Origin of the sequence: Microbacterium sp. NPDC056569 (assembly GCF_042793475.1) — a bacterium.
Lineage (GTDB): Bacteria > Actinomycetota > Actinomycetes > Actinomycetales > Microbacteriaceae > Microbacterium.
In genome coordinates this window covers 59,940-65,939 of record NZ_JBHTUV010000020.1, presented here as the reverse complement: position 1 = coordinate 65,939, position 6,000 = coordinate 59,940, and the positions used below count along the sequence as shown (strand labels likewise).

Genomic DNA, 6,000 nt, shown 5'->3' with positions numbered 1-6,000 from the left:
GGGTCGAGGCATCCGTCATCCGCGCCTCAGCCGGCGAGCGCCTCCGCGAGCTTCACGCGGCCGCCCATACGCAGCAGCGAGTTCTCGTAGATGCGGGCCGCGATGAGGATCGCCGCGACGCAGGTCGCGATGAGGATCGCGATCGACAGCAGCGGCTCCCACCACTGCGCCTGACCGAGGAAGATCCGCATCGGCATGCCGACCGGCGCCGAGAACGGCACGTACGACATGATCGCGAGCACCAGCGGGTTGTCGTTGAAGAAGATGACGAGGAAGTACGGCGCCATCACGAGCATCGTCAAAGGCATCGTGGTCGAGCCGATGTCCTCCTGACGCGACACCATCGAGGCGGCGGCCGCGAACAGCGACGCCAGCAGGATGAAGCCGAACAGGAAGAAGATCGCGAACCAGGCGATGGGGGCGCCGAGCCCCTGCAGCAGCGCGGTCTGATCGGTCACGGTGAGGCCGATGATCGCGATGGCGGCCAGGATCAGGATCTGGCCCATCGCGAGGACCGTGTTGCCGATGACCTTGCCCGCCAGCAGGGACCGCACCGGGATCGCCGAGATGAGCAGCTCGACCACGCGGGTCTGCTTCTCCTCCACGACGCTCTGCGCGATCGTCCCGCCGAACAGCGACGCGGCGAGCAGGAACACGATGCCGAACCCGATCGCAGCGATGTAGCCGAGTGCGGCGTTGCCCTCCTCGGGGGCGAGCAGCTCCACCGGCGGCACCTGCGCGAGCTGCAGGAGCAGCGACGTCGGCGCGGAGGACTCGGCGATGACCGCGAACCCGGTCGGCGACGACGTGTCGCCGACGACCGCGGCATCGACCTCGCCGTCCGTCACGAGCGCCTCGGCGGCGGCGCGGTCGGCGACGTCGGTGACGTCCAGCCCCTGCGCGTCGGCGACGTACTGCTGCGCGTCGGCGGTCACCGCGACCGGTGTGCCGGTGTTGCTGGCGGCCTGGAAGCCGCCCCAGATGACGATCGCCAGTGCGCCGATGAACAGGATCGCCGTCGAGATGACGAACGCCTTGCTGCGCAGCTTCGAGCCGATCTCGCGCTCGGCGACGAGCCAGATGGCCTGCCCTGCGCCCAAAGCGCTTCCGCCGCGGCGGGTGTCGGTGGTGCTCACTGGATGACCTCCTTGAAGATCTGGGCGAGGGACGGATGCTGCGGCGCGAAGCTCGCGACATCCCCTTGTGCGACGGCCCGGCGCAGCACCCGCTGCGCGGTCTCGTCGCTGTCGGCGTCGAACACGGCGTAGCCGCCGTCGAAGTCGAGCACCTCGACGCCGGGCTCGGTGCGCAGCCACCCGGCGTCGCCGGCCGACACGAGCTCGAAGCGGCGGGTCGAGTGCTGGGCGCGGAGGGCGTCACGGGCACCGGCCGCGCGGATCGTGCCGCCGGCGATGATCACGAGGTCGTCGCACAGGCGCTCGACGACGTCGAGCTGGTGCGACGAGAAGAGCACCGCGGCGCCGGCCGCGGCGCGCTGCTGCAGCACGCCCGCGACGACGTCGACCGCGAGCGGGTCGAGGCCCGAGAACGGCTCGTCGAGGATGAGCACCTGCGGGTCGTGGACGAGCGCCGCGGCGATCTGCGCGCGCTGCTGGTTGCCGAGTGACAGCGTCTCGACGTTGTCGTTCAAGCGCTCGCCGAGTCCGAGCTGCTCGAGCAGCGCGCGGGCGCGCGTGGCAGCATCCGTCTTCGAGAAGCCGTGCAGTCGCGCGAGGTAGGTGATGTGCTCGTGCACCTTCATCTTCGGGTAGAGCCCGCGCTCCTCGGGCATGTAGCCGAAGCGCCGGCGGTCGGCGGCCGTCACCTCAGCGCCGTCGAGCGTGACGGTGCCGGCGTCGCCCGCGAGCACCCCCAGCACGATCCGCATGGTCGTCGTCTTGCCGGCGCCGTTCCCGCCGACGAAGCCGGTCAGCCGGCCGGGCCGCACGTCGAACGACACGTCGTCGAGCACGCGCCGCCCCCCGTAGCTCTTGCCGATACCGCGAAGCTGCAGCATCCGTGTCTCCTCTCGATTCCCCTGTCATCGACGCTACGGATGCGAGCCCTGCGGGGCCTCCCCCGCGGGGAGGATTCGACCGGGTCCGCCGTGCGGGGGATGAGAGATCTTTCATGCGCCGGAATAGATGCGGCGTGCATGTGCTTGCATGGATGTGGAACGTCCACGGTGGTCCCCACCGGGGACGCCTCTGCTTTTTTCTAGGAGAACCCACATGTCCGAGCGGACCATCGGCTACATCGTCGGCAGCATCTCGTCGACCTCCATCAACCGTCGTCTCGCGAAGGCCCTCGAGCGTCTCGCCCCCGAGGGCACCACCCTCGTCGAGATCCCGATCAAGGACCTCCCCTTCTACTCGCCCGACTTCGACGCCGACTTCCCCCAGGTCGCCCGCGACTTCAAGCAGGCCATCGCCGACGTCGACGGCGTCATCATCATCACGCCCGAGTACAGCCGCTCGATCCCCGGCGTGCTGAAGAACGCCCTCGACTGGTCGGCCCGCCCGTGGGGTCAGGGCTCGTTCGACGGCAAGCCCACCGCCGTCATCGGCACCTCGGGCGGCGGCATCGCCACCGCCGCGGCGCAGCAGCACCTCAAGGCGATCCTCAGCCACTACAACGCTCCGACGCTCGGCCAGCCCGAGGGCTACGTCCAGACCACGCCCGGCCTGTTCACCGAGACCGGCGAGGTCACCAGCGAGCAGACCGCCGACTTCCTCATCGGCTACCTCCAGGCCTTCGGCGCCCTGGTCGACCGCTACGCCGCGGTCCCCGTCGCCGCCTGATCCTTCCCCCGGTCGGCCCCACCCAGGCCGATGTTCCCGTTCCAGCACCCCGGTTGCCCCGGACCTGGCGCCCCTCGCGGCGCCGGGTCCGGGGCATCCGTCGTCTCACCCTCCCGCCCCGGTGCGCCCACGTGATGCCGGTGGTCGCCTGGAGCAGGCGGGGTCAGGCGAGGCCGTGGCGGTGCGCGTAGACGACGGCGGCGACCCGGTCGCGGGCGCCGAGCTTCTGCAGCACGTTCGACACGTGCGTCTTCACGGTGGCCTCGCCGATGTAGAGCCGCTGCGCGATCTCGGCGTTGCTCATCGCCTGGGCGACGAGCCGCAGCACCTCTCCTTCGCGCTCGGTGAGCTCGACCGCCGGAGGCGCCGCGACCCTCACCGCCGAGACTCCATCGGCGCGCCGAGACTGCGAGCGCGAACTGAAGTCTCGGCCGTCGGATGACGTCTCGGGGTCGAGGGAGGGGGTCGAGCGGGCCTCGGCATCGGGCGCGGCAGCGAAGCGGGCGATCACGCGGCGCGTCACCTCGGGCGCCAGCAGCGCGTCGCCGGCCGCAGCCACCCGCACGGCCGAGATGAGCTCCTCGGGGCCGGCGTTCTTCAGCAGGAACCCGCTCGCGCCGGCCGCGAGCGCGTCGAACAGGTAGTCGTCGCGGTCGAACGTCGTCACCACGACGACCGCCGCATCGCCCGACGGGTCCGACACGATGCGCCGCGTCGCCTCGAGGCCGTCCATGTCGGGCATCTGCACGTCCATGCAGATCACGTCAGGACGCAGATCGGATGCTGCCGCCACCGCCTCCACGCCGGTCGACGCCTCGCCGACCACGGTGATGTCGCCCGCGGACTCCAGGATCATGCGGAAGCCCGCCCGCATCACGGCGTGGTCGTCGACCAGCAGCACCCGGATCACGCCCCGACCGCCTCGGCGGGAACGGCCAAGGGCACATGCAGCCGCACCAGGAACCCGCCGCGGGCGCGTGGCGCGGCCTCGAGCTCGCCGCCCGAGGCGACGGCGCGCTCGCGCATGCCGACGAGGCCGAGTCCCGGCCGCATCGGAGCGGTGACGGCGCGGCCGGTGTTGACGACCTCGAGTTCGACGGCATCACGCGCGTAGCGCAGGCGGACGTCGGCGGTGGCATCCGGGCCGCCGTGGCGGCGGGCATTGGTGAGCGCCTCCTGTGCGACGCGGTACACGTTCACCTGGACGAGCTCGGGCAGGTCCACCGGGTCGCCGACGATCGTGAGCGTCGTGGTCAGGCCGTTCTCGTTCGCATGGGCGACGAGCTCGGCGAGCGCCGAGAGGTGCACGGTCGAACCGCCCTCGGCGTCGGCGCCCGCAGTGCGGAGCGTCTCGAGGAGCTGGCGCAGCTCCACGAGCGCCGAGCGGGCGGACGTCTCGACTCCGAGCAGCGCGGTGCGCGCAGCATCCGGATCCCGATCCAGCACCGCACGCGCGGCACCGGCCTGCACACCCATCGCCGAGACGTGGTGCGCCACGACGTCGTGAAGCTCGCGCGCGATGCGCACGCGGTCGAGCGCGACAGCCTGGGCCGCGGTCACCTCGCGCTCCCGTTCGAGCTCGTGCGTGCGCTCCTCGAGGACGGCGCGCGCGATCGCGGCGGCGTACGCGCGGTCTCCCATGTAGTAGGCGCCGCCGAAGAACCCGGCGTTGATGAGCAGCTGGATGAGCATCATCGCAGCGAACGGCGAGAACAGGCCCGCGCGCGACAGGCTCTCGTCGGACGGATCGATCGCCGCCTGGAACATCGTGATGAGCAGCCACACGAACATCGCCACGATCACGCCGATGCGCACCCACATCGCACGGCGGCGGTCGTCGACCCAGGCGCCGACGGTGTACATCGCGATGAACATGGCGATGTTCGAGACGTAGAGGTCGGGGATCCGGAAGGTCACGCCCATGAAGAACACGACGGCGATCGCGATCACGACGATCTCGGGGAACCGCCGCCGCACGGCGAGCGGGGCGGTGAGCCCGAAGCTGTAGAGCAGCGCCCACTGCATGCCGGCGGTGGCGTCGGCGCCGTAGATGCCCGCGACCGAGCCGAGGGCTGTGCTGATCACCGCGGCGACGAAGAGCGCACCGGCGAGCCAGACGTCGTTGCGCAACTCGCCCGCCGTCGGCGCGGGGCGCCGCGCCGGGGGCGCGGAAGGCAGGTCGGACATCCCTCCACGCTACGGGGGAGCAGGCGCGGCGGCATCCCCCGCGCGACGGAGAACCCGGGTGCTGCGCCCCGGTGCCTTCGCCGGGTAAGTTAGCGAGCATTCACCTCGTGTCGACAGGGGATCCCGTGCACGACCGCAATGCGGGGCTCGACCCCGAGACCCAGTTCGTCGAGATCTACCGCAATCTCGGCACCTACGACTTCGCGTGGGACCTCAATCAGTCGCTGAGCTTCGCGCTGTTCCGCACCTATGCGGTGCCGTCGATCGGCCTCCTGCTCGACGAGACGGGGGAGTTCGAGCGGGCGACGCAGAAGCGGTATGACGACACGTCGCTGCTGCTCGAGGTGCCGTTGCTCGGCGGCTTCGACAGCCCGCGCGGCCGGGCGGCGATCCGGCGGATCAACCAGATGCACCGCATGTACGACATCTCGAACGACGACATGCGGTACGTGCTGTCGACGTTCGTCGTCGTGCCGGTGCGCTGGCTGCACGCGTTCGGATGGCGGCCGCTCACGGCCGATGAGCGGCTCGCGTCGGTGCGGTACTACCAGAGCCTCGGCCGGCACATGGGCATCAAGGACATTCCCGAGACGTACGCCGAGTTCGCCGCGCTCATGGACGACTACGAGCGGGAGCATTTCGCGTACGATTCCGCGTCGGCGCGGGTGGCGGATCGGACGCTGGCGCTGCTCGTCTCGTTCTACCCACGTCTCTTCGCGCCGGTCGTCGAGGTGTTCAGCCGGGCGCTCATGGACCCGCCGCTGCTGCGGGCGTTCGGCTACCGCGATCCCGGGCGGGTCGCGCGACGCCTGTCGGCCGGCGCGCTCCGCCTGCGGGCTCGGGCGGTCGCGGTGCTGCCGAAGCGCCGCACGCCGCTCCACGTGATCGATCTGCCCCGGATCCGCAGCTATCCGAACGGCTTCGACATCGAGCGGATGGGGACGTTCGCGCCCGGATGCCCCGTGCCTCACGCGAAGCCGTGAGGCGCAGCATCCGTTCGCCATTTACTTGC

At 70.8% G+C, this 6,000-nt stretch carries 6 protein-coding genes; 2 read left to right on the top strand and 4 right to left on the bottom strand.

Going from position 1 to position 6,000, the window contains the following annotated elements; translation table 11 throughout:
• Positions 1 to 26: 26 nt before the first annotated feature.
• On the bottom strand, positions 27 to 1,136 hold the full coding sequence (locus tag ACFQ7C_RS18800) for an ABC transporter permease (RefSeq protein WP_378904917.1): 1,110 nt from the start codon (positions 1,134 to 1,136) through the stop codon (positions 27 to 29).
• Positions 1,133 to 2,017 (bottom strand): ABC transporter ATP-binding protein, encoded by an 885-nt coding sequence (locus ACFQ7C_RS18795; RefSeq protein ID WP_378904914.1) that lies wholly within the window; start codon positions 2,015 to 2,017, stop codon positions 1,133 to 1,135. The genes ACFQ7C_RS18800 and ACFQ7C_RS18795 overlap by 4 nt, the downstream gene beginning before the upstream one ends.
• Positions 2,018 to 2,231: 214 nt before the next feature.
• Between ACFQ7C_RS18795 and ACFQ7C_RS18790 the strand changes: the two genes are divergently transcribed.
• The gene (locus tag ACFQ7C_RS18790; RefSeq protein ID WP_378904911.1) at positions 2,232 to 2,801 is read left to right on the top strand and encodes an NADPH-dependent FMN reductase; all 570 of its coding nucleotides are present in this window, start codon (positions 2,232 to 2,234) and stop codon (positions 2,799 to 2,801) included.
• A 163-nt stretch (positions 2,802 to 2,964) separates the two neighbouring features.
• On the opposite strand, the gene ACFQ7C_RS18785 is transcribed toward ACFQ7C_RS18790, so the two are convergent.
• Together ACFQ7C_RS18785 and ACFQ7C_RS18780 are read right to left on the bottom strand one after the other, a co-directional pair.
• On the bottom strand, positions 2,965 to 3,675 hold the full coding sequence (locus ACFQ7C_RS18785; RefSeq protein ID WP_378904923.1) for a response regulator: 711 nt from the start codon (positions 3,673 to 3,675) through the stop codon (positions 2,965 to 2,967).
• A 32-nt stretch (positions 3,676 to 3,707) separates the two neighbouring features.
• Positions 3,708 to 4,988, bottom strand: a complete 1,281-nt coding sequence (locus ACFQ7C_RS18780; RefSeq protein ID WP_378904908.1) for a sensor histidine kinase — start codon at positions 4,986 to 4,988, stop codon at positions 3,708 to 3,710.
• 107 nt (positions 4,989 to 5,095) lie between these two features.
• Between ACFQ7C_RS18780 and ACFQ7C_RS18775 the strand changes: the two genes are divergently transcribed.
• Positions 5,096 to 5,971, top strand: coding sequence for an oxygenase MpaB family protein (locus tag ACFQ7C_RS18775; RefSeq protein ID WP_378904905.1), 876 nt, complete (start codon positions 5,096 to 5,098; stop codon positions 5,969 to 5,971).
• Positions 5,972 to 6,000: the final 29 nt, after the last annotated feature.